Here is a 23,975-nt window from a genome sequence, read left to right on the forward strand (position 1 = left end):
GGAGCGGGTCGAGGCCGCGACGTTGAGCAACGGTAACGGTGACGAGGTGCAGATCGGCAAGTTCCGGGTGGTGTTCATCGCCGGTCCGCGCCCGGAGGAGGAGGCCGGCCGGGGGTGAACGAGCCTGCGGCTTCGACGCCGTCCGGGGCGGCGCGGGCGCCGGCGCTGATGAGTATCGGCGAGGTGCTGGCGCAGTTGCGGGCGGAGTTCCCGGACGTCACGATCTCGAAGTTGCGGTTCCTGGAGGCCGAGGGCCTGGTGGAGCCGCAGCGCACGCCGGCGGGTTATCGCAAGTACGGCTGGGACGACGTGGCTCGGCTGCGGTTCGTGTTGACGGCGCAGCGGGATCAGTATCTGCCGTTGCGGGTGATCCGGGAGCAGTTGGCGGAGTGGGACGTCTCGGATGAGCCGGTGGGGCGGTCGCGGCCGAATCTGGTGGCGGTCGGTCCGGGTGGTGAGGTTCCGGGTCGGGAGTCGGTGGAGCCGGTCGGGTCGTCGGAGGTGCGGCTAAGTCGGGCGGAGCTGATCTCCCGCAGCGGGGTCGACGAGTCGACGTTGGTCGAGTTGGAGCGGCTCGGTGTGCTGGTGTCGGATCCGCCGGGGTGGTACGACGCGGACGCGTTGATCATCGCGAGTGCGGTGGCGGGTTTGGCGGCGTACGGGTTGGAGCCGCGGCACCTGCGGGCGTACCGGTCGGCGGCGGATCGGGAGGTCGGTCTGTTCGCGCAGTTGGTGGCGCCGTTGGTGCGGCAGAGTGATCCGGCGGCGCGGGCCCGGGCGGCGGAGACGGCGCGGGAGTTGACGGCGTTGTCGCAGCAGTTGCACGCGGCGTTGGTGCGGGTGGGGCTGCGGTCGACGTTGGGCCGGTGAGGTCGGTGGTGGGGCCGGGTGCCGTGGGGTGCCCGGCCCTTCGTCGTGGGTGGGCGCGGAAAGATCTGGTGCGGGAAGCGTGTCGTAGGCTTGCCGGGGTAAGCCCGTCCGTCGAGGCGTGGTGCACGTAGCGCGTGGGACTCCCGTGTCCTGGTCCGTGTACCGTGCAGGGAAGGGCGCGGTGCGAAGGTGACGACGACACGGAGGCGGCGGTGCGCGAGCTGAGCGTGGTCGGAGTTCGGGTGGAGTTGCCCAGCAACCAGCCGATCGTCCTGCTGCGGGAGGTCGAGGGGACCGTTATCTGCCGATCTGGATCGGTGCGGTCGAGGCGACGGCCATCGCCTACGAGCAGCAGGGGGTCAAGCCGGCGCGGCCGTTGACGCACGATCTGCTGCGGGACGTGTTGGCGGCGTTGCAGGCGCCGTTGCGGGCGGTGGAGATCACCGAGTTGAAGGAGAACGTCTTCTACGCGGATCTGCTGCTCGGTGACGGCGTGCGGGTGTCGGCGCGGCCCAGTGACTCCATCGCGTTGGCGTTGCGGGTGGGGGCTCCGATTCGTTGTGCGGAGCAGGTCCTCAGCGAGGCGGGGATCGTGATCCCGGACGAGCAGGAGGACGAGGTGGAGAAGTTCCGCGAGTTCCTGGACCAGGTGCGGCCGGAGGATTTCGCGGGTTGAGTGTGCCGGCCGGGTGGCCGGGGTGCGCGGCGGTGGTGGTCACGGTGGGTGGCGGAACATGTTGGCGTAGTACTGCCCCAGCGCGGTGCCGTAGCTGAAGCCCAGGTAGCTGAGCTTCTTGTCGCCGACCGCCCGGCGCAGCACGTCCATGTCGCGGGCCACCTCGGCGGTGGACGCGGCGCCGGTCAGCGGCTTGCCGGTGGTCGAGCACGCCTTGCCGACCGCCTTCGACGCGGCGACGTACGCCTTCTCCTCCGCCTTCGTCCACGGGAACGCGACGTTCAGCCCGGCGTACGCCCGGTCTGGTCCTTCACCGACCGAAGCACCTGATGTTCGAGCTGGCCTCGACGCCACGCGGGTCGACACCGACGATGTCGAAGCGGTCGAGCAGGTCGTCGCCGAGGAAGTAGGGCGCGGCGAGCGCGATGCTGGTGCCGGAGCCGCCCGGGCCACCCGGGTTGAGGAAGAGGCTGCCGACCTTGTGCTGCTGGTCGCGGGCCTTGACCCGGAGCAACGCGACCTCGGTGGTGGCGCCCTTCGGGTTGTCGTAGTCCAGCGGGAGCCGGACCGTGGCGCACTCGGCGTAGTCGTAGCAGGCGTACCAGTCGAGCTTCGGCGTCGGCACGCGGTCCACCCGGCGCGCCTCGGCCGCGCTGGTGCGGTCGTACGCGGGCGGTTGCGGTGTCGCCGCCGCGGCGGGCGCGACGGCCGGTCCGGCGAGGAGGACGCCGGCGATCCCTGTTGCGGCGAGGGACCGGATTGCACGGGGCATGAGGCTGCCTTCCGTCGGGGAACAGTTCCGTCGAGGAGACCTCGACCCCCGTCACTTTAGGGAGAGACGGCCACCGGAGCTGCCCCCAAACGCGGACCGACGCCGCAAACAGCCAAGGAATGTAACGATTTTTTCTCGATCGACGCTTTTCGCCGCTCCGAAGTGGAGCGTGGGTGACGGGAAGCCGTCCCGGGCCGGCGGTTGACAGGTCGACGCGCTGGGCCATGCTTGTCGGGTGAGTTCGTTCCCGAAGCCCGATGCGCGGGCGAAGGCCGTCGTCGCGTCCGTGGCGACGGTCGTCGCGGTGGTGACGCTGGCGGTCTGGCGACCGCCCGGCATCCTCTCGGTCGTGTTGGCCCTGGTCTGTGTCCTGCTCGGCATGGTCGCCGGGGTGACGGTCACCGCGGCCCGGCAGGCCGGCCCTCCGCCGGCCCCGGCGGAGAGCACCTGGCCGACCCAGGACCCGGGGTACGGAGTGGACGCCGACACGCTGGAGGCGATCGACCCGCGCGCGGTGCGAAACCTGCGCACCCCCGCCGGTCATCCGGTGGACGCGGACACGTTGGAGGCGCTCGACCCCCGGGCCGTCCGGCAGCAGCGGACCGTGAACGGGCTCAGCGACCGGTGAGGGTGGGGCTGGCGAGCGCGTCCACGCCCCGCCCGGCCAGGCAGCGGTAGGTGCGGCCCGGCTCGGTCGAGGCGGGCGGCAGCACCTCCAGGTTCCACCCGGCCGCCGGCCCGATGCCGCTGACCAGCTGGAACGTGCCGACGTTGCAGACCTTGCGGACGGCCGGGTCGGCGACGACCGTGTCGTGGCCCGCCCCGGTGAGCGCGACGGGCAGGTCACCGGCCGCGTAGGTCTCCCAGGTGTGCCGACCGTCGCACGGCACCCGGCTCGCCTCGGCGCGGTCGCGCCGCAACCGCACCGGGCCGTAGCACTCCAGCTCGGCTGCGCAGTGCGCCCCGTCGGGGAGCCGGACGTCGGCGGAGGCACAACCCGGCACCGGTGTCGACCCGACCACGCCGGTGGCCACCGGGGTCGGCGACACCACCGACGGCGCTCCGCCGGCCATCCAGGCGCCCCCGGCGGCCGACGCGGCCAGCGCGAGCACCCCGGCCCCGCCGAGGAACCAGCGCCGGGGCCAGCGTCGGCTCCGGGTCGGCACGGTCGGGTGGTCGTGCTCGGCCGGCGGTCGCGGGCTCGGCCCGCCGGCGCGGCCGTGCGGGCCACCCGCGGCGCCACCGCCGGGAGTCAGGAACGGCACGCCGCTCACCGGGGTGTTCGGGTCGAGCGGGAGCGACGCGAGCAGGCCGCGGAGTTCCACCGCGGAGGGGCGTTCGCCCGGGTCGTTGGACATCCCGAGGCGGAGCACGTCGATCAGCTCGTCGGGGACGCCGGGCAGGCCCGGGATCGGCTGCTGGAACATCTCCAGCACGGTGACCAGGCTCGGGTTGCGTTCGGACTGCCAACGCGGCGGGCGGCCGTGCATCACCGCGTAGAGCGTGGCGCAGAGCGCGTAGACGTCGACGGCGGGGCTGGGCGGGCTGTGGCTGAACATCTCCGGCGGCGCGTACGCCGGGGTGAGCACCTCCAGCGTGACCGAGGCGTCGCGCACCTCGGCCAGCACCGCCAGGCCGAAGTCGGCCAGCACCGCCGAGTTGAACTCCGAGTGCAGGATGTTGGCCGGCTTGACGTCGCGGTGCAGCACGCCGGCCGCGTGCGAGTGGGCCAGCGCGTCGGCGATCTTCACCCCGAGGTCGCGGGTCTCCAGCGGGCCCAGCGGCGAGGTCTTCATGCGCTCCGCGTACGAGCCGTCGCAGAGCTCCATGATGAGGTAGGGATGCTGGTCGACGGTGACGCCGACGTCGAAGAGGTCCACCACGTGCGGGTGGGACGACATCCGCCCGGCCGCGCGCGCCTCGCGCAGGAAGCGTGCCTGGTCGCGCTCGTGGTCCAGCGTCCGGTTCTCCACCTTGACCGCCACCTCGCGCCCGACGGAGATCTGGGTGGCCCGGTAGACGGTGGCGTAACCACCCCGGGCAAAGACCTTCAGATCGGTCAGACCGGGCACGATGGGCAGCCGCAGGGCGCCGGGCGGGGTCTCGGTCACGGCTCGAAAATACCCAACGGTCCCGGTCGCTCAGCGCGCCGCGTCGGGGGCCGGCGCCGCCGCGGAGTCGTCGGGCCGGGTCGACCCGGCCGCGGCGGCGGCCGCCCGACGGGCGTCCCACCACAGGCCGACGGCGGTCGCGACCGCGCCCAGCCCCTCCCACGCCGCCACCCCGAAGAACCGGTCCGGCGCCACGTCGGAGAGCACCGCGATGGTGAACACGGTGAACGTGACCAGCCGGAACCAGACGGTGAACCGGTAGAACGGGCGCCACTCGGTGGCGACCGCGAGCAGGTAGTAGACCCCCATGTTGAACGAGGCCATCGAGGACGCGGTGAGGAACGTGCCGGTGTAGTCACCGGGGGCGCGCTCCGTCGGCACCTCGAAGCCGAGCAGGCGCAGCTGCGTCTCCGGCCAGATCAGGCCCAGCGCGCCGAGCAGCAGCGCCAGCAGCCCGAAGACCGCGATCGTCCAGCCGGCGCCGGAGCGCGGCAGCCTCATCGTTCCTCCCCAGCAACGGTCCGCCGGTGGCCGCTCGGGCACACCGGTGGTGGCCGTCGATCCCGACGGCAGCGCCCCACGCTAACCGGCCCCACCGACGAGCACATCCCCGGAACCGGCAGAACAGGGGTGGGTGGTCAGCCGCCGGCGAGACGGGCCCGCAGCGCGTCGGCGGCGGCCCGCTCGCTGCGCTGCTCGGTGGCGTACGCCAGACGCACCGCCTCCTCGGCGCCGGCCAACGCCTCCGCCGGACGTCCGCAGGCGTCGAGCGCCTCGGCCAGGACCAGCTGCGCCACCACCTGGCTGCGGACGTCCTCGGCCGGGGCGGAGACCGCCCGCCGCGCCCAGTCCAGCGCCTGCTCGCGCTGGCCGTGGGCGAGGAGCGCGGCGGCGTACCGGGCCATCGTCTGCCGGCGGGAGAACAGCAGCGACGGCGCGTTCGCCGCGCCGGTGGCGACCGGGGCGAGAAGTCCCACCGCGGTGCCCGGGTCGCCGGCCGCGACGCGGGCCATGGCGAGCAGCACCCGCGGCGCGACCTGGGCCGGAGCCTGCGGGTTGTGCGGCTCCACAGTGGTCAGCACCGACCGCGCCTCCCGCTCCGCGGTCTCGTGGTCGCCCATGTCCAGAGCCACGAAGCCGCGCAGCGTGCCGGCCATCCCGGTGAGCAGCGGGTGGGTGGTGCGGTCGGCGTAGGCCAGCGCGTCGGTGAACAGGTCGGCGGCGTGCTCCGGCTCGCCCAGCCCGCGGGCCACCACGCCGCGCACCACCAGCGCGAAGCCCTGCCCCCAGTCGTCACCCACCTCGGCGAAGTCCCGGTAGGCGCGGCGGGCCGCCCGGTCCGCCTCGGCCAGGTCGCCCAGTTCGGCGGTGGCGTACGCCTCGACCGCCCGCAACGTGCCCACCGCCCACGCCTCGCCGACCCGCTCCCCGAACGGCAGGAAGACCCGCGCCAGCCGGCACGCCTCCCGCAACCGACCGGCCAGCAGCCGGGCGAACGCGGTGGTGCCGCGCAGCCAGGCCCGCCCGTACGGGTCCTTCAGTTCGGCGAACAACCGGGCGGCGCGGCCGAGCACCGCGTCGGTGCCGGCGAAGTCCCCGCGGGTGGTGGTCACCCAGGCCAGGTTCTGCAACGACCAGGCCTGCCCGCGCGGATCCCTCGCGGCGAGACTGACCTGGTAGGAGGCGGCCAGGCGGCTGCTCGCCTGCCCCAGCCGGCCGGCGATGAAGTCGGCCATGCCGAGCCGGCGCATCGCCGAGGCCCGCACCGTGGGCAGCTCGGCGTCGGTGGCCACCTGCAACGCCTCCTGCCAGCTGCGCTCGGCCCGCTCGGCGTCGCCCAGCGTCTGCTGGGCCTGCCCGGCGAGCAGCAGCGCGGCGGCCCGGATGGTGGGTTCGCCGGTGTTCGCGGCGATCTTCTCGGCCGAGGCCAGCGCGTCGGCCGGGCGGCCGATCTGCAACAGCGCCCGGGCGTGCACCACCCGGTCGGCCGGCGGCACCCCGTCGCGGGCCAGCTCGGCCGCGCGCTCGGCGTACTCGACCGCCATCGCCGGTTCCCCGGAGCGCAGCGACCGGCGGGCCGCCCGGCTCAGCGCGGCCACGCCCAGCGGGGCGACCGCCCGGGCCGGCGCGTCCGGGCGGAGCTTGACCGCGTCGGCGAGCCGGGTCGCCCGCTCGACGTGCTCGGCGACGAAGTCGTCCCGGGCCGCCTCGGTGAACCCACCGGCCGGCGGGCCGGTCCCGTCCACGCTCTCCGGCGCGGCCCAGCGGGCCAGCGCGGCGTGCCGCTCGGCCAGCTCGGCCTTGCTCACCCCGGCGTACGCGGCCTCCCGCATCAGCGGCGTGGCGAACGCGAACCCGGTGCGGGTGCGGTGCAGCATCCGGCGTTGCAGCAGCTCCTCGACCGCCCGGTCCAGCTCGACCGCGGCCACCGCGGCGGGTCGGCCGTCCCGCCCGACCCGCTGTTCGCGCAGCGCCTCCAGCGTGCCGCCCGGCACGGTGTCACCGACCACCGCCGCGTCCCGCAGCACCGAGCGGGCGTCCGGCGGCAGCGCGTCGATCCGGGCCGCGAGCACGGCGGCGAGGTCCCGGGAGAGCAGCCGGCTGCCCAGCGAACCGGGGGCGAGGCGCCAGCCGACGTCCGCGCCGCGACCCGGCCCGGCGGTCAGCGCGCCGCGCTCCATCAGCAGCGTGACCAGCTCGGCCAGGTAGAACGCGTTGCCCTGGGCGGTGGCCAGCAGCCGGTCCGTGTCGGCCTGGGGCAGGCGGCCACCGGCCAGGTAGCTGGTGAGCAGCCGGGACGCGTCCGCGCCGCGCAGCGGCGGCAGCGCGTGCACCTCGGCGTCCGCGAGCCGGGTCAGCGCGCCGGCCGTCCGCACCAGCTCGGGCCGGCCGAGCAGGAGCACCAGCACCGGGCCGGAGAGCCGGTTGAGGGTCAGCGCCAACGCCTTGACCGTCTCGGCGGTGGCGTCGTGCAGATCGTCCACCACGATCACCAGGGGCGCCTCGCCGGCGAGCGCGCTGAGCAGGTCCGCGACCGCGTTCGGCACCGCTTCGGCGTCCGGTGGCGGGGCCGCCGCGCTCCACTCGCCGGTCTCCGTCCCGGCGGGCAATTCGGCGTACCCGAGCAGGGCCAGGAGCTGGTCGACGGCGATCGGGGGCAGGTCGCCGGGAAGTCGGGCGAGGCGCTGCCCGAGCCGGCGCAGCCGTTCCTCCACGGCGGCCCGGGTGATCGCGGTCGCCGCGTCGTTGGGCAGGCCGACCGCCGCGCGGACCAGGTCGGCCAGGGGCGCGAGCCGGCGGCGCTCGCCGAACGCGGCGCAGCGGACCGAGAGCACCCGGGCGCCGGTGTGCGCCGCGTACCTGCCCGCGCCGACGTCGTAGCCGGCGGCGAGGCGTTCCACCTCGGCCGCGAACCGGGACTTGCCGATGCCCGCCTCGGCGGTCACCAGCAGCACCCGGGGCTCGCCCCGGTCGATCACCTCGGCGAGCCGGCCGGCGACCCGGCCGATCTCGGTCTCCCGGCCCACGAAGGGGGCCTCGTCACCGAGTCCGGAGCGGGTGCCCGGCGCGTCCAGCAGGCCCAGCAGCTCGTACGCCTCGACCGGCTCGCGCTTGCCCTTGAGCCGCAACGGGCGCAGCGCCCGCCAGGAGGCCACGTGCCGGGTGGCGGCGGAGGTCCGCCCGCCGGCGTAGACCGCGCCGACCGCGGCGGCGTCGGCCAGCCGGGCCGCCGTGTTCACGGTGTCGCCGATGACCGTGTATTCGATGGCCGCCTGGATCCCGGCGATCACGTCGCCGGTGTTGAGCCCGACCCGCAGGCCCAGCGGCGCGCCGCCGCCCCGTTCGTCGTCGAGCACCCGGCGGACCGCCCGCTGCATGGACAGCGCGGCCCGCACCGCCCGCTCGGCGTCGTCCTCGTGCGCCACCGGCGCGCCGAAGACCGCCATGATCCCGTCGCCGGTGAGCTTGTCGACGTGCCCGCCGAACGTCTTGACCGCGCCGGCCAGCGCGGCGAGCACCCGGTCGGTGACCGCGCCGACCCGCTCCGGGTCCAGGTCCTCCGACCAGGAGGTGAAGTCGGAGAGGTCGCCGAAGAGCACGGTGACCACCCGGCGCTCGGCGGCCGGCAGCGTGGCGGCGGCCGGCAACGCGGCCCCGCAGTTGTGGCAGAACCGCGCGCCGGGCACGGCGACGGTCCCGCACACCGGGCAGGTCACGGCTGTTCCACCCCGAGGTATTCGAGCTGGGCGCGGACCGACCACTCGGCGGCCCACCACAGCGACCGGTCGACGTCGGCGTAGACCACCGCGACCACCTCGGGCGCGGTGGCGGCGCCGGCGGCCACCGCGGCACGCACCTGGTCGAGCCGGGCCCGCCGGTGGGCCAGGTAGAACTCGGCCGCCGCGCCGCAGTCGGCCAGCGCCGGGCCGTGGCCCGGCAGCGCCCGGACCCCGCGGTACGTGGAGAGCAGCTCCAGGCTGGACAGGTAGTCACCGAGGTTGCCGTCGGGGTGGGCGACCACGGTGGTGCCCCGGCCCAGGATCGTGTCGCCGGTCAGCACGACCCGCTCGTCGCCGTGCGCGGCCAGCAGGCAGACCGAGTCGGCGGTGTGCCCGGGCGTGCTCAGCAGCCGGACGTCGAGGCCCGTGTCGAACGTGCTGTCGGCGGTCAGCGGCGCCCCGCCGGCGGTGTGCGCCGGGTCGGCGGCGAGCACCGGCACGCCGCCGAGCAGCTCGCGCAGCCGGGGCGCCCCCTCGGTGTGGTCCGCGTGCCCGTGCGTGATCAACACCAGCCCGACCGGCCCGTGGGCCGCGATCGCGGCGAGGTGCGCCTCGTCGGCCGGCCCCGGGTCGACCACCACGGCCGGCGCGTCCGGGCCGGCCCGCAGCACCCAGGTGTTCGTCCCGTCGAGCGTCATCGGCCCCGGGTTCGGCGCCCGCAGCAGCGAGACCCACCCGGGCAGCTCATCCGCGAGCGCCCCTGCGGCCCCGCTCACACGCCCACCCATGGCAGCGATCGTACGACTCCGCCCGCCACTCCCCGCGATCTTGCAGGTCCGGCCCCGGGTTTGTCCCCGTCTGGGGCTTGTGCCGGGGCGGGAACTGCAAGATCACGGGGACGGGGCGTTACGCCACCTCGACGATGACCTCGACCTCGACCGGGGCGTCGAGGGGGAGTTCGGCCACGCCCACCGCGCTGCGGGCGTGTCGGCCGGCCTCGCCGAAGACCGACCCGAACAGGTCGGAGGCGCCGTTGATCACGCCGGGCTGACCGGTGAAGCCGGACGCGCTGGCCACGAAGCCGGTCAGCTTCACCACCTTGACCACGTTCTCCAGGCCGACCAGCGCGTCGATCGCGGCGAGCGCGTTCAGCGCGCACCGCTGCGCCAGGTCCTTCGCCTGCTCGGCGGAGACGCCGTTGCCGACCTTGCCGGTGGCGAGCAGCTTGCCGTCGGCCATCGGGAGCTGACCGGAGACGTACACGTGCTGCCCGGACTGGACGGCCGGCACGTAGCTGGCCACCGGCGGCACCACCTCGGGCAGGTCGAGACCGAGCTCGGCGAGCTTCGCGTGGGGTCCGTTGCTCATGCGTCGATGTCCTTCGTTCGCGACTGCGGGGCTCGCAACCCCGGCTCACTCCTCGCGCTCACACTCAGCCCTTCGGGCGCTTCAGGTACGCGACGAGCTGCTCCGGGTTCGGGCCGGGCACCACGGAGACCAGCTCCCAGCCGTCCTCGCCCCAGTTGTCGAGGATCTGCTTGGTCGCGTGGACCAGCAGCGGGACCGTGGCGTATTCCCACTTCTGCATCGGAGGAAGGCTCCCTTGCCTGACTTGGACTTCGGTCAGGCACAGCCTACGGTCCGCCGCCCTCAGCGGGACGCGGGACGCTGCTCCGGCGCGGGCGGCTCGCCGCACGGGCCCTCGTGCTCGTAGCGCTGCGGGCAGCGACTGCGGTCGGGCAGCAGCAGGTCGCAGAAGACGCGGTGCCGGTTGTTCTGGTCGTCGGCGGTGGAGACGGTGGTCTCGCCGGCGTCCAGCTCGACCAGGAAGCCCAGCGAGGTGGCCACCGTCCCGGCCAGCGCGGTGGCCGCCGCCAGGTCGGGCACCCGCACCGGCAGGTGGATGACGTAGCCGGGCTCCTCCTCGTCGCGACCCCGCCCGGCCGGCCGGACCAGCGTGCGGACCACCTCGACCGGGGGCCGGTACGACCGCTCGTTGAACGGCGTGCCCGCGCCGGGAACCTCGGCGTCGCCGGGCCGCCCGGCCCGGTCGCCGGGGAACTGGGCTCGGGGAATGTTCTCCGCGTCGCGCATCCGCTGCCTCCGGGCGTCGTACCTGTTCACCACCACCACCGTCCGGCTCGGGACCTCCCCGGTCCGGCCCCCCGCGTCGCGACGAACGTAGGACCTGAAGCCAGTCCCGGCAACGGGACGCGCACGCCTGATCACGTCAAGTCACATATGCGACACAAGGCTGGTCCGGAACGCGACGACGACGCGGCGCCCGGCACGGGCGTACGCGGGGCTGGCAAGCGGCCCGGCGACCGCTACCCTTCCGGACTGGGCGCGCGCCGTCGCTCGCCCGCACCTCGACCCCGTGCCCGTCGCCTGGGGCGGCGACGGGCGCGCCGCAACCCGGGGGAGACACATGACCCAACCGCCCGTCGGGGGCGCCACCGGCACGCCCGGCGACCCGATCCCGCAGCCGGCGCCCGCCGGCCTCACGCCGCCCGGGCCCGGCGTTCCGGCCCCCGGCGCCACACCGCCGCCCGGGTCCGGTCCCGGCCACCCGGCGTACCCGGCGGGGCCGCCGCCGCGCAAGCGTCCGACCCTGTTGATCGCCTCCCTCGTGCTGGCCGCGGCGGTGCTGCTCTGCGGCGGCGGGGGGACGGCCGCGTTCCTCGCCCTGCGCGACGGCGAGGACGGCCGGGGCGCGAAGGAGCCGCAGGTGGCGGTGGAGGGCTTCCTCAAGGCGGTCTACCAGGAGCGGGACGCCGAGAAGGCGGCCACGTTCGTCTGCTCCGCGGCCCGCGACGACCGGAAGATCGCGGCCAAGGTCGCCGAGGTGCAGAAGTACGCCGGGCAGTACCAGAACCCCCGGTTCCGCTGGACCAACCCGGTGGTCGACAACCAGACCGGTGACCGGGCCACGGTCTCCACCCGGGTCACCATGACCACGGCCGACGAGAAGGTCGCCGACCAGGAACTGCGCTTCACCGTGGTGCAGAAGACGGGTTGGTGGGTCTGCGAGGTCGCCTGATCCGCCGGGCTGGTTAGGCTCGACGGGTGGCAGCGAGTGAGCAGCCGGCCGAGACCGCCGGCAGATGGCCGGCCCGCCTGCACGTGGTGACCGGCAAGGGCGGCACGGGGAAGACCAGCGTGGCCGCCGCGCTGGCCCTCGGGCTGGCCGCCGGGGGCCGGCGCACCCTCCTGGTCGAGGTGGAGGGGCGGCAGGGCATCGCCCAGCTCTTCGGTACCGAACCGCTGCCGTACGAGGAGCGGCACCTCACCGACGCGCCGGGCGGCGGTGAGGTGCGGGCCCTGGCGGTCGACGCCGAGGCGGCGCTCCTCGAGTACCTGGACATGTTCTACAAGCTGGGCGCCGCCGGCCGGGCGCTGCGCAAGCTCGGCGCGATCGACTTCGCCACCACCATCGCCCCGGGCCTGCGGGACGTGCTGCTCACCGGCAAGGTCAAGGAGGCGACCACCCGCACCAGCGGGTCCCGTCGGGCATACGAGGCGGTGGTGCTGGACGCTCCACCGACCGGACGAATCGGCCGCTTCCTCAACGTCACGGCGGAGACCGCGCGGCTGGCCAAGGTCGGCCCGATCAAGACCCAGAGCGAGGGTGTGTCCGCGCTGCTGCGCTCGCCGATGACCGCGGTGCACGTGGTGACGCTGCTGGAGGAGATGCCGGTCCAGGAGACGCTCGACGCGGTCGCCGAGCTGACCCAGCTCGGCTTCCCGGTCGGCCGGGTGATCGTCAACGGCGCCCGCCCGCCGGTGCCCGCCGGCCGCGCGGTGACCGCGGCGGAGCTGAAGCGGGGGTTGTCCGCCGCCGGTCTGCCGACCGACGCCCGGACCGTGGCCGGTCTCGCCGCCGAGGCGCGCGACCAGCGGGTACGCCGTGAGCTGGAGGACTCGCTCCGCGGTGACCTGGTGGAGCTGGGGCTGCCCCTGACCGAGCTGCCGCTGCTGCCCGACGGGGTCGACCGGGCCGGGCTGGAGACGCTGGCCGAGGTCCTCGTCCGGGCGGATTGACTCACACCTGCGGCCGGCACGGAGCAGAGACGCCCTCGGGACCGATACGCTCGATTGGTGCCTTCCGAAGACGCGGCGCCTCCGCTGGACGTCGACCAGATCCTCGCCGACCCCGGCGTGCGGATCGTGGTCTGCTGCGGGGCGGGCGGCGTGGGCAAGACGACCACCGCGGCGGCGCTGGCGCTGCGCGCGGCCGAGCAGCACGGCCGACGGACGGTGGTGCTCACCATCGACCCGGCCCGCCGGCTGGCCCAGTCGCTCGGCCTGACCGAGCTGGACAACACGCCCCGGCAGGTCAAGGGCATCGACGTCGAGTCCAGCGGCGGCGAGCTGCACGCCATGATGCTCGACATGAAGCGCACGTTCGACGACGTGGTGCTCCAGCACACCGACCCGGCCAAGGCCGCGGAGATCTTCTCGAACCCCTTCTACCAGGCCATGAGCTCCACCTTCGCCGGCACGCAGGAATACATGGCGATGGAGAAGCTGGGTCAGCTGCACGCCCGGGGCGAGTGGGACCTGATCGTGGTGGACACGCCGCCGTCCCGCTCCGCGCTCGACTTCCTCGACGCACCGGCCCGGCTGTCCCGGTTCCTCGACGGCCGGATGCTGCGGCTGCTGCTGGCCCCGGCGCGCACCGGCGGGCGGAGCATGTTCAGCCTGGTGACGGCGAGCTTCGGGATGTTCTCGAAGGTGGTGCAGAAGGTGCTCGGCGCGCAGCTGCTCACCGATTTGTCCGGCTTCGTCGCCGCGCTCGACTCGATGTTCGGCGGGTTCCGGCAGCGGGCCGAGCAGACGTACCGGATCCTGCAGGCCGGGGAGACGGCGTTCCTGCTGGTCGCGGCGCCGGAGCCGGACGCGGTCCGGGAGGCGGCCTACTTCGCGGGCCGGTTGCGTGAGGAGCGGATGCCACTGGCCGGGCTGGTGCTCAACCGGGTGCACGAGCCCGCGGTGCCGGAGCTGACCGCGGCGGAGAGCCTGGCCGCGGCGGAGCGGCTGGCGGCCGAGGGCGGGCACGAGGGCACCGTCGAGGTGTTGCGCGCGCACGCCGCGCTGGCCCAGCAGGCGGTACGCGAGCACCAGGTGGCGGCCCGCTTCACCGAGGCGTTCCCCGCGGTGCCGGCGGTGTCGGTGACGGCGCAGCCCGCCGACGTGCACGACGTCGACGGGCTGCGGACGATCGGTGAGGCGATCAGCCGGCGGTGATCCCGCCGACCCGCGTGGCGGTCAGGTGGCGGTGGTGACCAGCACCTTGTCCTTGCCGGCCTTCTCCTTGGCGTTCTTCTTCATGGCCGCCTCGAACATCTTGCGCCAGCTGGTCACCTGCGGGTGCCGCCGCAGCAGCGCGCGTCGCTCGCGTTCGGTCATGCCACCCCACACACCGAACTCGATCCGGTTGTCGAGCGCGTCGGCCAGGCACTCGTACCGAACTGGGCAGCTCCGGCAGATCCTCTTCGCCACGTTCTGTTCGGCGCCCTGTACGAACAACGCGTCCGGGTCCCCGTTCTGACACGCCGCCAGTGACGGCCAGTCAGTGATCATGCCCATCTGTACACGTCCCCCCTTGCAGTACCTACCGACTTCGCGCGAGCAGCCAGCTCTTCGGACCCCCGGTCGTCCGCCCGGCCCCCCCAGGGCGGCGCGGACGACGTGTGGCTGCGGTCGCCGCCACCATCATGCTGTGTAGTCGCCCGATTACGCAACGTTGTCGGCTAAATCCATCATTCCGGACACTCCCGGCTTCCCGGGCCTTCGCCCGCCGTCTACCCGGCTCGGGTACGGGAAAACGCTGCGCCGCACGTGGAGTCCGGAGGACACTTCTGCGGATCTCACGCAACCCCGCACCAGGGCTCGTGCGTTTAGCACAACGAGGCCGGCGCGTGCAGGAAATGGGGAAAGTTCCCCGCGCGCCCGCCGATCCCTGCTCGCGTACCCTGTCGAGGTGACCTGGATGCGGAAACGTGACCACAACGTGTTTACCAACGCCGCATCGCTACTGATCTGTGGCCTGCTGGCCGGCGTGGTGGTCGCCGCGGCGGCCTTCCCCGCAGTGGCGATGTCCGGACTTGCCGCCAAGGCGGGTGCCGAGACATTCGGCGCGCTGCCCAAGGAACTGACGGTGGCCCGGGCCCCGCAGATCACCTACCTGCTGGCCTCCGACGGCAAGACGCCGCTGGCCACCATGTACGACGAGAACCGCAAGGACGTCAAGCTCAAGGACATCTCGCCGTACATGCAGAAGGCCATCGTCGCGGCCGAGGACCACGACTTCTACAAGCACAACGGCGTCGACCTCAACGGCGTGGCCCGGGCGTTCGTCAACAACCAGTCCGCCGGCTCGTCCCGGCAGGGCGCGTCGACGCTCACCATGCAGTACGTCCGGCTGGCCATCTCCTACTCGGCCACCCACCCGGCCGACGTGGTCGCCGCCACCGAGGACACCAGCACCCGCAAGCTGCGCGAGATGAGCCTGGCGCTCCAGGTCGACAAGGAGCTCTCCAAGGACGAGATCCTGGAGCGCTACCTGAACATCGCCGCGTTCGGCAACGGCGCCTACGGCATCTACGCCGCCAGCCAGGTCTACTTCGGCAAGCCGCCGAGCAAGCTCGACATCCAGGAGTCGGCCATGCTCGCCGGCCTGGTGAAGGCGCCGACCGACTTCAACCCCACCACCAAGGCCGGCTACCCGGACGCGGTGGGCCGGCGTGACTACGTCATCCAGAACATGGTGCAGATCGGCGCGATCACCCAGGCCGAGGCGGACGCCGCCAAGAAGGTCAAGCTCAAGGTGAAGGACAAGCGCACGCCGAACGGCTGCGTCCAGACCAACACCCGATCCTGGGGCTTCTTCTGCGACTACTTCTACCGCTGGTGGCTCCAGCAGGAGACGTTCGGCGGCACCTCGTACGACCGCGAGCGGCGGCTGAAGAGCGGCGGCTACACCATCGTCACCAGCCTCGACGTGCAGGCCCAGAAGGCCGCCGACAAGGCGGTGCGCAACCACCTGAGCGAGAGCAGCAAGGCGGCCCGGATGGTGGCCGTGATCGAGCCCGGCACCGGCCGGGTGCGGGCCGTGGCGGTGAACCGGAACTTCAAGATCGACGACCCGAACAACCCGCAGAACAAGCTCTCCAGCGACCCGCGCAAGGCCAAGAAGAAGATCCGGGGCAACTACCCGAACACGGTGAACCCGCTGATCACCGGCGGCCCGGGCATCGCCGGCTACCAGGCCGGCTCGACCTTCAAGATCTTCACGTTGGTGGCCGCGCTGGAGAAGGGCTACCCGCTCAGCTACACCATCAACGCGCCGCAGCAGTTCAAGTCCGACTACCCGGTCGAGTTCAACTCGCCGGCCGCCTGCAAGGGCACCAGCAAGTACTGCCCGACCAACGCCAACAAGTCGATGGCCGGCCCGCACACCATGTGGAGCGGCTTCGGCTTCTCGGTGAACACGTTCTTCATCGACCTGCAGCAGCGGGTCGGCGCGGAGAACGCGGTCAAGGCGGCGCAGAAGATGGGCATCTCGTTCCGCTCGTCCAGCGACGCTCAGCTCGCGGCCAACGCCCACCAGTGGGGCGCGTTCAGCCTCGGCGTCTCGCAGACCACCCCGCTGGAGCTGGCCAACGCCTACGCCACGCTGGCCGCCGACGGGAAATACTGCGAGCCGATCCCGGTGCAGGAGATCCGCGGGCCGGACGGCGAGAAGCTCGACATCGCCAAGCCGCACTGCGAACAGCGGATCAGCACCGAGGTGGCCCGCGCCGCAGTGGACGCCGCCCGCTGCCCGGTCGGCGACCGCTCCTCCACCTCCAAGTGCGGCACCGCCACCGCCGGCAACGTCCGCGGCATCGTGAAGGCGCCGGTGGCCGGCAAGTCCGGCACCACCGACGGCGAGAAGACCTCCTCGCTGGTCGCCATGACCAAGCAGTACGCCGTGGCCGGCATCATGGCCGACCCGGACTGGGCCCAGACCACCCAGGAGATGGGCCACGACGTGCCGAACGGCATCAACCCGGCGGTCTACGAGACGCTGCGCGACGCCATGAAGGGCAAGGAGCGGAAGGACTTCACCCCGCCGAACGGCAAGATCGTCCTGGGCGACCAGCGCTCGATCCCCGGCGTGAAGTGCGAGTCCGTCGAGACCGCGAAGTCCCGGCTGAAGGGTGCCGGCTTCGAGCCGGTGGTCTCCAGCAACAAGGTGCCGTCGGAGTGCCCGGCCGGCACCGCGGCCGGCACCAGCCCGGACGGGCGCACCATCAAGGGCGGCGTGGTCCTGATCGAGGTCAGCTCCGGCCAGGGCGCGCCCACCCCCGGCAACACCGCCAACCCGGGTGGTCCCCCCGCTCCCCCGGGCAACGGCAACGGCCGGCCGGGACGCCCACGCGGCTGACCGGCGAGCGACGACGACGGGCGGGCACCCCCACGTGAGGGTGCCCGCCCGTTCCGTTGGTCAGCGGCGGTCAGAGGCCGAGCTGGCGGCGTACCTCGGCGGCGACCCGGCCGCCCTCGGCCCGGCCGGCCACCGCGCCCTGGGCCGCCTTCATGGCCGGGCCCATCTGCGCCTTGCCGGTGAAGCCGCCCGCGGCGAGCGCCCCCGAGACCAGCCCGGCCAGCTCCTCGTCGGAGAGCTGCTTCGGCAGGTAGCGCTCCAGCACCTCACCCTCGGCGGTCTCCTTGCCGGCCTGCTCGGCGCGCCCGGCGTCGGCGAAGGCGGTCGCCGCCTCGCGCCGCTTCTTCGCTTCCTTGGTCAGCACCGCGAGCACCTCGTCGTCGCTGAGCTCGCGCTTTTCCCGGCCGGCGACCTCGGCGGTGCCGACGGCCGCGAGGGCCATCCGCAGCGTGGAGGTGGTCAGCTCGTCGCGCGCCTTCAGGGCGGCGCGCATGTCGGCGGTGAGACGGTCCTTCAGCGTGCTCATGGACGGTGAAACTACCCTGAACGCCATGCGAAAGCGCACACTATTCCGGCTCGCGGCCGGGACCGCCGCCGTCGGCGCGGCCACCCTGGCATACGCGTCGCTCGTCGAGCGCAACCTGTTCACCCTCCGCCGGTACGACGTGCCGGTGCTCCCGACCGACGCCGAACCGCTGCGCGTGCTCCACCTGTCGGACCTGCACATGATGCCCGGCCAGCGCCGCAAGCAGGACTGGGTGGCCTCGCTGGCCGCGCTCGACCCGGACCTGGTGGTGGTCACCGGCGACAACATGGCCGACCCGAAGGCGGTGCCCGGCGTGCTGCGCGCCCTGCAACCCCTGCTCGACCTGCCCGGCGCCTTCGTCTTCGGCTCCAACGACTACACCGGGCCGGTGCTGAAGAACCCGTTCACCTACTTCCTGCCCGACCGGGAGTACACCGAGGGCGTGGCACTGCCGTACCAGGAACTGCGCGACATCCTCACCGGCGCCGGCTGGGCCGACCTGAACAACGCCCGCACCACGCTCAAGGCCGGCGGCCGGGAGATCGAACTGGTCGGGGTGGACGACCCGCACATCGAGCGGGACGACTACGACGCCGTGGCCGGTCCGGTCGGCGACTCCGCCGCGCTGTCGATCGCCCTGGCGCACTCGCCGGAACCGGCGGTACTGGACCGGATGGCCGCCGACGGCTTCGGACTGCTGCTCGCCGGGCACACCCACGGCGGGCAGGTCTGCGTGCCCGGGTACGGCGCGCTGGTGACCAACTGCGGGCTGCCCCGGTCGATGGCGCGCGGGCTGCACCGCTGGCCCGGCTCGGACTCCTGGCTGCACGTCTCTGCCGGCCTGGGCACCCACCCCACCGCCCCGGTCCGCTTCGCCTGCCCGCCCGAGGCGAGCATCCTGACCCTGATCTCCCGCTGACGGATCGCTCGGCAGATCTTGGTACGCGCCGGCCCGTGGGAGGGCGACCGCGTACCAAGATCGGACGCCGGCGACGAGGCGGGGGTACCGAGTTTGACCACGGAGGCGGGTGGGCTACTATTTGTCGGCACGCCTCGGGGTGTGGCGCAGCTTGGTAGCGCGCTTCGTTCGGGACGAAGAGGTCGTCGGTTCGAATCCGGCCACCCCGACCAGAGGTCAGAGGGCACATCCGATCCATGGATGTGCCCTCTGGTGCATCTTGGTGCCCAATCCCGGGCAGGGCCCGCAGCGACCCGAGCCAGCACCGCCGCGCACTTCCCGCCCGTTCACTTCCGGAAGATCTGCAGCTCGTCTCCCCAGCCTTCGAAGACGGGGGTCAGCACCGGCACGGAACGCTCGTCGTCGAACGTCGCGCAGAGGCTCTCGACCCGCGCGAAGGTGGTCCGGATGGCGGCGGGATCGCCGTCCAGGGTCGCCTCCAGCAGGGACAGGAGTTCACCCGCCTCCCACCCGGGCAGCGGGTGTTCACCCAGCTCCCAGGGCAGGTACTTGTGGTAGGGGCGCACCCGCCCGGCCAACGTGAAGATGACGTCCAGCAACCAGGGCACCGACTCGGCGGCATCGAGCCGGCGTTCCAGTCCGCGCCCGTCCCGGTCGCTCTTGAGGGCGCGGTAGGCATAGTTCAGCCACCCGTCCAGGCGGTCGTGCTCGACCAGGATCGCCTCCGCCTCGTCGGGCGTGACCGTGGCCGCTCGATGAAGCGCTACCGGCAACCGACCCTCGGTGCGGTCGAGGAGGATCGGGACCCAGGCGAACGACCAGCGGAACCACCAGCCCCCGCTCCCGAACGGCGGCACCTCTTCCAGCTGGGACAGCGGGACCGGAATCTCGTCGACGTCAGGGGATCGGGTCGTCCTGCGGCCGCCCATGCCCCCGTCGGTGAGAACGACGTAGACGTCCAGGTCCGAGCGCTCGGTGGCGACACCCCGGCCCACCGAACCGGAGAGGACCAGGCCCAGCAGGTCCTCGCCGTGATCCGCGTCGTTCCGGGCCGCGAGCTCGGTCAGCAGGCGGCGACGCTGAGGGGAGAGACCTGACGGGATGGTCAGGCCGTGGGGAGAGTGCGTCACCCGCAGTACCCTTCCCTCCCCGAACCGTCTGCGGCAAGCACGTTCCGCGTCTCCGGAGCAGCGCCGGGGTGACGGCGGTCACCGTCTCAGTAGGATGCCCGCATGGCCCGGCCGGTGATCTTCGATCTGTTCCACACCCTGGTCCACGGGGCCGACGCCGAGCGCGACCGGGTGGTCGGCGAGATGGCGCTCGTCGTCGGGGTGCCGCCGGACGCGCTGGTCGCCGCGTACCACGCGACGTGGCGGGACCGGCTGGTCCGCTGGGACGTCGAGGAGACGATCCGGATCCTCGCCGGCCGGCTCGGCGGCACGCCGAGCGACGAGCAGGTGAGCCGGGCCGCCGAGCACCGTCGGGCGCTCGCGCGCCGGGTGCTGGGCCGCGTCTCGCCCGCCGTCCTGGACGTGCTCGACGCGCTGCGCTCGAGCCGGCGTCCGCTCGCCCTGATCAGCAACGCGACCGCCGAGACCGCCGAGGCGTGGCCCGGGACCCCCCTGGCCCACCGCTTCGACATCGCGGTCTTCTCCAGCGACGTCGGGCTGGCCAAGCCCGACCCGGCGATCTACCGCCACGCGGCCGAGCGGCTGGGCGTCGCCCCGGGCGACTGCGTCTACGTCGGCGACGGCGCGGACGGCGAGCTGGCCGGGGCCGCCGCGGTCGGGATGACCGTGCTGCGGACCACTGAGCACCAGGACACCGACCCGGGTTGGGACGGGCCCTCGTTCGCGAGCCTGACCGCACTGCCCGCCCTGCTCAGCGGATCGCTCCCAGGTCGAGCACGACCAGCTCCGCCTCCGTCGTACGCAGGGTGAGCACCTCGGGGTCGTAGTCGAACAGCTGGAGAAGGTGGGGACCCGCGTCGCCGTCGAAGCCCTCGGGAAGGGCCCGCACCGTCGCCGCCGCCCGGCCGGTGTCCCGGTCCCAGACGACGGTGGCCTCGCCGGCCGGCACGTTCACGCCACCCACCACCACCCGGCCGCCGGCGGTCGCCTGCAACGTGCCCCGGTACGGCAGCCGCACCAGGCCGCTGCCGTCGCGTTCCTGCAACCCCAGCCGGCCGTCGGCGTCCCGCCCGCTGCACCAGGCCGGATTGCACTGCACGTACCGGAGATCGGGGTTCGCCCGCCAGTCCAGCCGCTGCCCGGTCGCCAGGTTGCGCAGCACACCCGCGTCGCGGGCCGTCAGGCCGGTGCCGAGTCGCTGGTCGGTGGTCCAGGGACCCACGTACGTCAGGCTGAGCCCCTCACTGCCGGCGATCTGGGTCACCCGGCCGCCGGCCAGCGACACCGACCGCAGGTCGACCAGTGGGCCGCCCGGGCGCTCCGCGGTGCCCGGCGCCTCGTACTCCCAGACCACCCGGTCCCCGACCACCGTGAAGCGCGGCGCCTGCACGGTGGTCAGCAGCCGCGCGGCCCCGCCGTCGAGCGGCGCCGCCCACAGCTCCCGCCCCCAGCGGTTCTTCCGGGTGCCTTCGAGCAGCCAGATCACCTGTCCGCCCACCCTCCGGACCATCAGGACGCTCGGCCGCACCAGCCCGTCGGTCACCGCCGCGTCGCCGATCTCGGTGAGCGTGCCGCCGCGGACGTCGAAGATCGCGGGGGTGGCCACGTCGACGAAGCCGTCCCGGGCCACCAGGTAGCGGTCCTCGCCGAGCAGGGCGGCGACGCCGTAGCGGTGGCCGTCCGGCAGGGTCGCCGGCAGCGTGTGCACCGAGCCCGGCCACACCTGCCCGGGCTCGGGCAGCCGGGCGAAGTCGGGGATCCGGTCCGGCGCGAACGAGTGACCGGGAGCGGGGCGGGGGTCGGGCCCGGACGGATGCCGCACCGTCACACCGGCCGCTCCGGTCAGCATCAGGACCGCCGCCGCGACCGCGGCCACCCGCCGGCGTCGGTGGCGACGCCGGCGGACGTGGACCGCCCCGACCGGGTCGTACGCCGGCACCGGGGCGGCCTCCGCCGCCCGGTCCAGGGTCGCGGTCAGCCGTTGCTCAAGCTCGTCGGTCATCCTCGCCTCCCGGCTGTCGGCTGGTGGTGCGGGGCCGCGTTCGCGCGCAGCTTGTCGAGGGCACGGGCGGCCTGGCTGCGCACGGTGCCCCGGGAGATCCCGAGCAGCTCCGCGATCTCGTCGTCCGACCGGTGCTCGTAGTAGCGCAGCACCAGGACCGCGCGCTGCCGCGGCGGCAACGCCGCCACGGCCGGCCACAGCTCGTCCGACGCGTCGACCCGTTCGATCGCCGGATCGACCACCGGCCGGTCGGGCACGTCCGACACCAGCCGCTCCCGACGGGTACGCCGCCACCGGCTGATGTGCAGCCGCGCCATCGTGGTCCGGACGTACGCCTCGGGGTTGTCCCGGCGCTGCACCCGGTCCCACGCCGCACCGAGCCGGGCGAGCGCCTCCTGTGTCAGGTCGGCCGCGTCGTGCGGGTTCGCGGTGAGCACGTACCCGTAGCGGACGAGCGCCGCCCACCGTGCCCGGACGAACTCCTCGAACGCCGGTTCGGCACCAGCCATCGGCCACCTCCTGCCACCGGGACGCCCGGGCGGTGTGGACTGTTGCACCGCCACGGCGGCCGGCGCTCGCGGCGTCGAACGGGGACGGGAAGAAAGCGGTGCGAAGGCGTCCGGCCACGGGCGGTTGATCGATTCACCTGGCATTGTTGACAGATGCCAGCGATGATCCGATCCCGCCTGACCGATTGGACCACGGTCGTACCCCTGGTCGCCGTGCTCCTGCTCGTGCTCACGTGGGGCCGGGAGCTGCCCGGTGTGCTCATCGGCGTGGTGGCCGCACTGCTCGCGGCCGCCGTGCTGGCGGCCGTGCACCACGCGGAGGTGGTGGCCCACAAGGTCGGTGAGCCGTACGGCTCACTCGTGCTGGCGGTCGCGGTCACCGTGATCGAGGTCGGTCTGATCGTCACCCTGATGATCAGCGGTGGGGACAAGACGCAGGCGCTGGCCCGGGACACCGTCTTCGCCGCCGTGATGATCACCTGCAACGGCATCCTCGGTCTGGCCCTGCTGCTCGGCGCGCTGCGCCGTCAGGTGGCGGTGTTCAACCCGGAGGGCACCGGCGGGGCCCTGGCGACGGTGGCCACCCTCGCCACGCTCAGCCTGGTGGTGCCGACGTTCACCACCAGCCGTCCCGGTCCGGAGTTCTCCCCCGCCCAGCTCGCCTTCGCGGCGGTCGCCTCGCTGGCTCTCTACCTGCTCTTCGTGATGGTGCAGACCGGCCGGCACCGCGACTACTTCCTCCCGGTCACCCAGGAGGGCAGCATCATGGCCGAGGACCGCGACGGCGACGGGCACGCCGAACCGCCGTCCACGCGTACCGCCCTGGCCAGCCTGGCGCTGCTGGTCGTGGCGCTGGTCGCGGTGGTCGGCGACGCGAAGACCATCTCCCCGGCGATCGAGTCCGCCGTCCAGGCGGCCAACCTGCCGCAGGCGTTCGTCGGCGTGGTCATCGCCCTGCTGGTGTTGGCGCCGGAGACGCTGGCCGCCGCCCGGGCGGCCCGACGGGACCGGGTGCAGATCAGCCTCAACCTCGCCCTCGGTTCGGCCATGGCCAGCATCGGCCTGACCATCCCGGCCATCGCGATCGCCTCGATCTGGCTGGACGGCCCGCTGCTGCTGGGCCTGGGCGGCACCCAGATGACGTTGCTCGCGCTGACCGCGGTGACCGGCGTGCTGACCGTGGTGCCCGGGCGCGCCACCGTGCTCCAGGGCGGGGTGCACCTGGTGCTGCTCGCCGCGTTCGTCTTCCTGGCCGCCAGCCCGTGACCGGGTCGGCCGGTCAGTCGTGCAGTTCGGTGCGGGCCACCTCGGCGAACGCCGCGTTCAGGTAGTCGGCGAACGGGCGTCCGGTGACCGTGAGCAGGTCGGCCACGAGCAGCGGGGCGTGCCGGGCGACGGCCGCCGGGTCGGGCGGGTTCTCGTCGTCGCCCGGGTCGTAGACGCCGAGCGCGCCGGCCAGCAGCACCAGCAGCACGTGCGGGTCGACCTCGGGCCACCACGTGGCGGCGGACCGGGCGCAGCGCTCCAGAACCTGACGCACGTCGTCGCCGTCCAACCCGTCCGGGTGCCCCTCCTCCAGCAGCAGGCGCACCGCGCCGCCGAGCACCAGCCCGGCCCGGTCGGCCACGGCGAGTCGTTCGACGGCCGGGCGGTACGCGGCCGCGTCCCGGTCCCGGGCGGCGGCGACCGCGTCCGTGGCGGTCTCGGCGATCTCGCGGGCCGGGGCGGGCAGGTGGCGCCAGGTCGTGCTCACCAGGCCAGCATGGCAGACCGGGTGTGCTTGCTCACCTTCCGGCTGCGCGACCGTGG

General features: G+C 73.6%; 24 protein-coding genes, 1 tRNA gene and 2 pseudogenes. 12 read left to right on the forward strand and 15 right to left on the reverse strand.

The window, feature by feature from the left end; translation table 11 throughout:
* From COO58_RS24265 to COO58_RS24275, 3 genes and pseudogenes are all read left to right on the forward strand, one after another.
* A pseudogene (locus tag COO58_RS24265) lies at positions 1–118 on the forward strand (FHA domain-containing protein); the annotation flags it as partial.
* A gap of 50 nt (positions 119–168) precedes the next feature.
* Positions 169–870 carry a MerR family transcriptional regulator gene (locus COO58_RS24270; protein WP_176558866.1) on the forward strand — a complete coding sequence of 234 codons (702 nt, stop codon included), beginning with the start codon at positions 169–171 and terminating at the stop codon, positions 868–870.
* Positions 871–1,082: 212 nt separating this feature from the next.
* A pseudogene (locus COO58_RS24275) lies at positions 1,083–1,546 on the forward strand (bifunctional nuclease family protein).
* 39 nt (positions 1,547–1,585) lie between these two features.
* Here the strand turns inward: COO58_RS24275 and COO58_RS31145 are convergent.
* Together COO58_RS31145 and COO58_RS30985 are read right to left on the reverse strand one after the other, a co-directional pair.
* Complete coding sequence (locus COO58_RS31145) at positions 1,586–1,900, reverse strand: alpha/beta fold hydrolase (RefSeq protein ID WP_304363132.1); 315 nt, start codon at positions 1,898–1,900, stop codon at positions 1,586–1,588.
* Positions 1,857–2,318, reverse strand: coding sequence for a hypothetical protein (locus COO58_RS30985; RefSeq protein WP_255292762.1), 462 nt, complete (start codon positions 2,316–2,318; stop codon positions 1,857–1,859). The genes COO58_RS31145 and COO58_RS30985 overlap by 44 nt, the downstream gene beginning before the upstream one ends.
* A gap of 235 nt (positions 2,319–2,553) precedes the next feature.
* Here COO58_RS30985 and COO58_RS24285 point away from each other — a divergent pair, with 235 nt between their 5' ends.
* Positions 2,554–2,946, forward strand: coding sequence for a hypothetical protein (locus COO58_RS24285; RefSeq protein ID WP_091568570.1), 393 nt, complete (start codon positions 2,554–2,556; stop codon positions 2,944–2,946).
* On the opposite strand, the gene COO58_RS24290 is transcribed toward COO58_RS24285, so the two are convergent.
* The 7 genes from COO58_RS24290 to COO58_RS24320 form a co-directional block, all read right to left on the reverse strand.
* Positions 2,933–4,429: a serine/threonine-protein kinase gene (locus tag COO58_RS24290; protein ID WP_098747410.1), complete on the reverse strand. Its 1,497-nt coding sequence runs from the start codon at positions 4,427–4,429 to the stop codon at positions 2,933–2,935. The genes COO58_RS24285 and COO58_RS24290 overlap by 14 nt on opposite strands.
* A 30-nt stretch (positions 4,430–4,459) precedes the next feature.
* Entirely contained in the window at positions 4,460–4,930 is a 471-nt protein-coding gene (locus COO58_RS24295; protein WP_098747411.1) for a hypothetical protein, read from the reverse strand.
* A 137-nt stretch (positions 4,931–5,067) separates the two neighbouring features.
* A complete protein-coding gene (locus COO58_RS24300; RefSeq protein WP_091568563.1) occupies positions 5,068–8,646 on the reverse strand; it encodes an adenylate/guanylate cyclase domain-containing protein in 3,579 nt (1,192 codons plus the stop codon).
* Positions 8,643–9,437 (reverse strand): MBL fold metallo-hydrolase, encoded by a 795-nt coding sequence (locus COO58_RS24305; RefSeq protein ID WP_091568561.1) that lies wholly within the window; start codon positions 9,435–9,437, stop codon positions 8,643–8,645. Before COO58_RS24305 ends, COO58_RS24300 begins: the two co-directional genes overlap by 4 nt.
* 118 nt (positions 9,438–9,555) lie before the next feature.
* Positions 9,556–10,017, reverse strand: a complete 462-nt coding sequence (locus COO58_RS24310; protein ID WP_091568559.1) for a RidA family protein — start codon at positions 10,015–10,017, stop codon at positions 9,556–9,558.
* Positions 10,018–10,081: 64 nt separating this feature from the next.
* Entirely contained in the window at positions 10,082–10,237 is a 156-nt protein-coding gene (locus COO58_RS24315) for a DUF4177 domain-containing protein (protein WP_013289021.1), read from the reverse strand.
* Positions 10,238–10,299: 62 nt separating this feature from the next.
* A complete protein-coding gene (locus COO58_RS24320) occupies positions 10,300–10,743 on the reverse strand; it encodes a hypothetical protein (protein ID WP_091576838.1) in 444 nt (147 codons plus the stop codon).
* A gap of 334 nt (positions 10,744–11,077) precedes the next feature.
* Between COO58_RS24320 and COO58_RS24325 the strand changes: the two genes are divergently transcribed.
* From COO58_RS24325 to COO58_RS24335, 3 genes are read left to right on the forward strand one after another with little or no spacing between them, the layout of a single operon-like run.
* Complete coding sequence (locus tag COO58_RS24325) at positions 11,078–11,689, forward strand: hypothetical protein (protein WP_091568556.1); 612 nt, start codon at positions 11,078–11,080, stop codon at positions 11,687–11,689.
* A 26-nt stretch (positions 11,690–11,715) separates the two neighbouring features.
* A complete protein-coding gene (locus COO58_RS24330; protein ID WP_098747413.1) occupies positions 11,716–12,690 on the forward strand; it encodes an ArsA-related P-loop ATPase in 975 nt (324 codons plus the stop codon).
* 54 nt (positions 12,691–12,744) lie between these two features.
* Positions 12,745–13,896, forward strand: coding sequence for an ArsA-related P-loop ATPase (locus COO58_RS24335; protein ID WP_176558961.1), 1,152 nt, complete (start codon positions 12,745–12,747; stop codon positions 13,894–13,896).
* A gap of 21 nt (positions 13,897–13,917) precedes the next feature.
* On the opposite strand, the gene COO58_RS24340 is transcribed toward COO58_RS24335, so the two are convergent.
* The gene (locus COO58_RS24340; RefSeq protein ID WP_043327856.1) at positions 13,918–14,238 is read right to left on the reverse strand and encodes a WhiB family transcriptional regulator; all 321 of its coding nucleotides are present in this window, start codon (positions 14,236–14,238) and stop codon (positions 13,918–13,920) included.
* Positions 14,239–14,641: 403 nt separating this feature from the next.
* On the opposite strand from COO58_RS24340, the gene COO58_RS24345 reads away from it, so the two are divergent.
* Entirely contained in the window at positions 14,642–17,080 is a 2,439-nt protein-coding gene (locus COO58_RS24345; RefSeq protein WP_091576836.1) for a transglycosylase domain-containing protein, read from the forward strand.
* Positions 17,081–17,150: 70 nt separating this feature from the next.
* Here the strand turns inward: COO58_RS24345 and COO58_RS24350 are convergent, their stop codons facing one another.
* Entirely contained in the window at positions 17,151–17,606 is a 456-nt protein-coding gene (locus COO58_RS24350; protein ID WP_091568548.1) for a GatB/YqeY domain-containing protein, read from the reverse strand.
* A 25-nt stretch (positions 17,607–17,631) separates the two neighbouring features.
* On the opposite strand from COO58_RS24350, the gene COO58_RS24355 reads away from it, so the two are divergent.
* Together COO58_RS24355 and COO58_RS24360 are read left to right on the forward strand one after the other, a co-directional pair.
* The gene (locus COO58_RS24355; protein WP_098747416.1) at positions 17,632–18,525 is read left to right on the forward strand and encodes a metallophosphoesterase; all 894 of its coding nucleotides are present in this window, start codon (positions 17,632–17,634) and stop codon (positions 18,523–18,525) included.
* Between the two features lie 135 nt (positions 18,526–18,660).
* Positions 18,661–18,737: transfer RNA gene (locus tag COO58_RS24360), tRNA-Pro, on the forward strand.
* Between the two features lie 114 nt (positions 18,738–18,851).
* On the opposite strand, the gene COO58_RS24365 is transcribed toward COO58_RS24360, so the two are convergent.
* Positions 18,852–19,655, reverse strand: coding sequence for a nucleotidyltransferase domain-containing protein (locus COO58_RS24365; protein WP_091568510.1), 804 nt, complete (start codon positions 19,653–19,655; stop codon positions 18,852–18,854).
* Positions 19,656–19,757: 102 nt separating this feature from the next.
* On the opposite strand from COO58_RS24365, the gene COO58_RS24370 reads away from it, so the two are divergent.
* Positions 19,758–20,465 carry an HAD family hydrolase gene (locus COO58_RS24370; RefSeq protein WP_098747417.1) on the forward strand — a complete coding sequence of 236 codons (708 nt, stop codon included), beginning with the start codon at positions 19,758–19,760 and terminating at the stop codon, positions 20,463–20,465.
* Here the strand turns inward: COO58_RS24370 and COO58_RS24375 are convergent.
* Together COO58_RS24375 and COO58_RS24380 are read right to left on the reverse strand one after the other, a co-directional pair.
* The gene (locus tag COO58_RS24375; RefSeq protein WP_098747419.1) at positions 20,407–21,657 is read right to left on the reverse strand and encodes a hypothetical protein; all 1,251 of its coding nucleotides are present in this window, start codon (positions 21,655–21,657) and stop codon (positions 20,407–20,409) included. The genes COO58_RS24370 and COO58_RS24375 overlap by 59 nt on opposite strands.
* Complete coding sequence (locus tag COO58_RS24380; RefSeq protein WP_098747421.1) at positions 21,654–22,166, reverse strand: SigE family RNA polymerase sigma factor; 513 nt, start codon at positions 22,164–22,166, stop codon at positions 21,654–21,656. The genes COO58_RS24375 and COO58_RS24380 overlap by 4 nt, the downstream gene beginning before the upstream one ends.
* A 162-nt stretch (positions 22,167–22,328) precedes the next feature.
* Between COO58_RS24380 and COO58_RS24385 the strand changes: the two genes are divergently transcribed.
* Positions 22,329–23,432, forward strand: a complete 1,104-nt coding sequence (locus tag COO58_RS24385) for a calcium:proton antiporter (RefSeq protein WP_091568496.1) — start codon at positions 22,329–22,331, stop codon at positions 23,430–23,432.
* A 13-nt stretch (positions 23,433–23,445) separates the two neighbouring features.
* Here COO58_RS24385 and COO58_RS24390 read toward each other — a convergent pair whose 3' ends face one another.
* Entirely contained in the window at positions 23,446–23,919 is a 474-nt protein-coding gene (locus COO58_RS24390) for a hypothetical protein (protein WP_091568493.1), read from the reverse strand.
* Positions 23,920–23,975: the final 56 nt, after the last annotated feature.

The organism is Micromonospora sp. WMMA1996 (assembly GCF_002573675.1).
GTDB classification, from domain to species: domain Bacteria; phylum Actinomycetota; class Actinomycetes; order Mycobacteriales; family Micromonosporaceae; genus Micromonospora; species Micromonospora sediminicola.

What these genes read in the sequence shown, in the direction of transcription:
- COO58_RS24270 (WP_176558866.1), top strand. Translation starts at nt 169, where the DNA reads ATGAGTATCGGCGAGGTGCTGGCGCAGTTGCGGGCGGAGTTCCCGGAC.
- COO58_RS30985 (WP_255292762.1), bottom strand. Translation starts at nt 2,318, where the DNA reads ATGCCCCGTGCAATCCGGTCCCTCGCCGCAACAGGGATCGCCGGCGTC.
- COO58_RS24295 (WP_098747411.1), bottom strand. Translation starts at nt 4,930, where the DNA reads ATGAGGCTGCCGCGCTCCGGCGCCGGCTGGACGATCGCGGTCTTCGGG.
- COO58_RS24305 (WP_091568561.1), bottom strand. Translation starts at nt 9,437, where the DNA reads ATGGGTGGGCGTGTGAGCGGGGCCGCAGGGGCGCTCGCGGATGAGCTG.
- COO58_RS24310 (WP_091568559.1), bottom strand. Translation starts at nt 10,017, where the DNA reads ATGAGCAACGGACCCCACGCGAAGCTCGCCGAGCTCGGTCTCGACCTG.
- COO58_RS24315 (WP_013289021.1), bottom strand. Translation starts at nt 10,237, where the DNA reads ATGCAGAAGTGGGAATACGCCACGGTCCCGCTGCTGGTCCACGCGACC.
- COO58_RS24320 (WP_091576838.1), bottom strand. Translation starts at nt 10,743, where the DNA reads ATGCGCGACGCGGAGAACATTCCCCGAGCCCAGTTCCCCGGCGACCGG.
- COO58_RS24325 (WP_091568556.1), top strand. Translation starts at nt 11,078, where the DNA reads ATGACCCAACCGCCCGTCGGGGGCGCCACCGGCACGCCCGGCGACCCG.
- COO58_RS24340 (WP_043327856.1), bottom strand. Translation starts at nt 14,238, where the DNA reads ATGGGCATGATCACTGACTGGCCGTCACTGGCGGCGTGTCAGAACGGG.
- COO58_RS24345 (WP_091576836.1), top strand. Translation starts at nt 14,642, where the DNA reads ATGCGGAAACGTGACCACAACGTGTTTACCAACGCCGCATCGCTACTG.
- COO58_RS24350 (WP_091568548.1), bottom strand. Translation starts at nt 17,606, where the DNA reads ATGAGCACGCTGAAGGACCGTCTCACCGCCGACATGCGCGCCGCCCTG.
- COO58_RS24355 (WP_098747416.1), top strand. Translation starts at nt 17,632, where the DNA reads ATGCGAAAGCGCACACTATTCCGGCTCGCGGCCGGGACCGCCGCCGTC.
- COO58_RS24370 (WP_098747417.1), top strand. Translation starts at nt 19,758, where the DNA reads ATGGCCCGGCCGGTGATCTTCGATCTGTTCCACACCCTGGTCCACGGG.
- COO58_RS24375 (WP_098747419.1), bottom strand. Translation starts at nt 21,657, where the DNA reads ATGACCGACGAGCTTGAGCAACGGCTGACCGCGACCCTGGACCGGGCG.
- COO58_RS24380 (WP_098747421.1), bottom strand. Translation starts at nt 22,166, where the DNA reads ATGGCTGGTGCCGAACCGGCGTTCGAGGAGTTCGTCCGGGCACGGTGG.
- COO58_RS24385 (WP_091568496.1), top strand. Translation starts at nt 22,329, where the DNA reads ATGATCCGATCCCGCCTGACCGATTGGACCACGGTCGTACCCCTGGTC.